The organism is Dyadobacter sp. (assembly GCF_051859145.1).
Classification (GTDB): domain Bacteria; phylum Bacteroidota; class Bacteroidia; order Cytophagales; family Spirosomataceae; genus Dyadobacter.
This window is the reverse complement of the sequence record NZ_JBHYGF010000415.1, coordinates 1-3,445: the sequence shown is the minus strand read 5'-3', so window position 1 is coordinate 3,445 and position 3,445 is coordinate 1. Positions and strand designations below refer to the sequence as shown.

Below are 3,445 nucleotides of genomic sequence, written 5' to 3'. Positions count from 1 at the left end.
ACCGTCGTAACCTGAAATGAGGATGTGATCAGCATGAGCTTTGGCCACACCGGAAGCAACTGTACCTACACCCGCCTCTGAAACCAGCTTCACACTGATACGTGCCGCGCGGTTCGCGTTTTTAAGGTCAAATATCAGCTGCGCCAAATCCTCGATCGAGTAAATGTCGTGGTGGGGCGGGGGAGAGATCAAGCCTACACCGGGAGTCGAGTGACGCGTACGTCCGATCCAGTCGTCAACCTTGAATCCTGGCAGCTGTCCGCCTTCGCCTGGTTTTGCACCCTGCGCGGTTTTGATCTGCAACTCACCTGCATTGCTCAGATAGTGGCTGGTAACCCCGAAACGGCCGGAAGCCACCTGCTTAATCTGCGAGTTCATGCTATCGCCATTTGGCAAAAGCTTGTAACGCAGCTCATCTTCACCACCTTCACCAGAGTTGGACTTCCCGCCAATGCGGTTCATCGCAATCGCCAGGGTTGTATGTGCTTCCCACGAAATCGAACCAAAAGACATTGCCCCGGTCGCGAAACGTTTGAATATATTCTCAACGGGTTCAACCTGCTCGATCGGAATGGAGGTTCCTTTCTTGAAGCGCAGCAGCCCGCGTAATGTTAATGCTTTGTGACTTTGGTCGTCGATCAGCTTAGAGAATTTTTTAAACTGCTCGTAGCTGTTGTTCCGCGTCGCCTGTTGCAGCATGTGGATCGATTGCGGATTGAAAATGTGCGCTTCTCCGCGTTGTTTCCACTGGTACACGCCACCCACTTCCAGCCTCGGTTTCTGCTCAGGTGTTTCGTGGTAAGCCACTTTGTGACGAACCAGGATCTCACGCGCTATTTCAGCGATACCCATTCCGCTGATGCGGGAAATGGTACCGGTAAAATATTTGTCAACCACATCTTTATTCAAACCAACGCACTCGAAAATCTGCGCGCCCTGGTAAGACTGCAATGTCGATATCCCCATTTTGGAGAAGATCTTCAAAAGCTCCTTGTTAACCGCCTTAATGTAGTTGTAATGCAGTTTTTCATCCGTAAACTCGCCGTCTATCATGCTTTTCTTATTCATGTAAGAAAGCGTTTCGAAAGCCATATATGGACAAATACCCGCAGCTCCGTAACCGATCAATGTAGCTACGTGGTGCGTTTCCCAAACATCTCCCGCTTCAACCAAAAGACCCACTTTTCCTCTCAATCCTTCGCGGATCAAATGGTGGTGAATGGTAGCAGTGGCGAGCAGGGAAGGAATAGGAGCGTGATCAGAATCGATGGCACGGTCGGACAGAATCAGAATTTCGAATCCGTCTTCAATCGCATCCACTGCGTAGCGGCAAATGCGGTCGAGCGCTCTTTCCAATGCTTTTCCGCCCTCGTCTGCACGGAAGTAAGTATTGATTGTTTTTGCCTGGAAACCGTCCTTATCCACAAAACGCAGCTTGTCAAATTCCTGAACGGAAAGCAGCGGATGCGGCAATGCGATCTGGCGGCAGTGTTTTGGTGTTTCGGTTAAAATATTTTCGTTACCACCTACAAATGAGATCAGCGACATAATCGCACGCTCCCGGATCGAGTCGATCGGTGGGTTAGTAACCTGGGCAAAAAGCTGCTTGAAGTAAGTCGATAAATGCTGGCTCTGATCAGAAAGTACTGCCAAAGGAACGTCGGTACCCATTGAACCGATTGCTTCCAATCCGGTCTGCGCCATCGGTGCCAGGATCATCCGCAAATCTTCCGAAGTGTATCCGAATGCAACCTGGCGTTTCAGCAATGAAGCCTCATCGTAGGCACGGTAAGTACGGATCGGGTGATCAAGCTGGTCTACGTGCAGCTTGTTTTCATCAAGCCATTTCTGGTAAGGCTGGGCAGAGCAAACCGACGCTTTGATTTCTTCATCCGGAATAATGCGGCCCTGCTCCATATCCACGACGAACATACGTCCCGGCTGCAAGCGGCCTTTCATTACCACGCGCGACTGGTCTACTTCCAATACACCTGCTTCTGACGCCATGATAATGGTATCATCGTCAAGTACCCAGTATCTTGAAGGACGCAAACCATTTCTGTCCAGGGTAGCACCAACCATTTTTCCATCCGTAAATGAAATGGAAGCAGGTCCGTCCCAGGGCTCCATGATGGCTGCGTGGTACTCGTAGAAAGCGCGTCTTTCCGGATCCATTTGCTCATTTCCGTCCCAGGCTTCCGGGATCAGCATCATCATCACGTGCGGCAATGAGCGGCCAGACAAATGCAGCATTTCGATCGCATTGTCCAGGTTAGCAGAGTCAGACTGGTTCCTGTCGCAAATCGGCAGGAGCATATCCATTTCCTCTTTTGTAAAGAAATCGGAATGGAAAGACTTCTCACCGGCGCGGATCCAGTTCACATTACCTTTAACGGTATTGATTTCCCCATTATGCGCAATATAACGGAAAGGCTGCGCCAGTTCCCACGATGGGAATGTGTTGGTTGAAAAACGGGAGTGGACTACTGCGAGTGCAGATACCACCGATTCAATTTCCAGGTCGGGGAAATAATATTTAAGCTGGGCAGTCGTCAGCTGTCCTTTATATGAAATCGTGCGGCAGGAAAGCGATGAATAATAAAAGCTTTTCGCGCCGCCTTTAACGGTGTCTTTAATAAGCCGGGTTGAAACCTGACGCAGTATAAACAGCTTCCTTTCGAAAGCCATATCGTCGGTGATATCGTCCGGACGTTTAATGAAAACCTGCTCCACAGCTGGTTCCACAGAGAGAGAGCCTTCGCCTAATGTATTGTTAAGCGTGGGTACCTTTCTATATCCAAGCAAATGCAGGCCAAGCTTCTTGATTTTGCGGTTCAGGATATCACGGCATTCCTCGCGGATTGTTTCATCGCCAGGAAAGAAGATCATTCCTACTCCATATTCTCCCGCGGGAGGAAGGTGGAAACCGAGCTTGGTAGATTCCTCAACAAAAAATTCATGAGGAAGCTGAATCAGGATTCCGGCACCATCGCCTGTGTTCGGGTCGAAACCAGTTGCGCCCCTATGTTCCATTCTTTCTAACATATGAATGGCGTCAGCCACGATCTGGTGTGACTTGCGGCCCTTAATGTTAGCCCGGAAACCTATTCCACATGCATCATGCTCAAATTCCGGGCGGTACATTCCCTGATTTTCTACCATTGATTCAGACATTTGCGACATTTAACTGAGATTGTAGCGTAATTACCAAATTCGTAATTAGAATTTGTTTAAATAACAGAGATAAAAAAATTGCTAAAACACCTTTGTGTTATGAATAGGGTAAAGCCACGCAAGATAATCATAAAAAATATTTGGCTTATTACAGGAATAGCAAAATTTTCTATCAGCGGTAAGTTTTTGATTTTTTAGTCACAATAATTATAAAAATATTGATAAAAAGGCAAGAAGCAGCCACAATCCTTGGTAAAATGGAAATCAAAAA

At 48.0% G+C, this 3,445-nt stretch carries 1 protein-coding gene; it reads right to left on the bottom strand.

The features are described from left to right. Positions 1-3,183 (bottom strand): glutamate synthase large subunit (gltB, locus tag ACTIE6_RS20655; protein ID WP_439558437.1); only part of this gene is annotated, 3,183 nt, incomplete at its 3' end. Positions 3,184-3,445 lie beyond the last annotated feature (262 nt).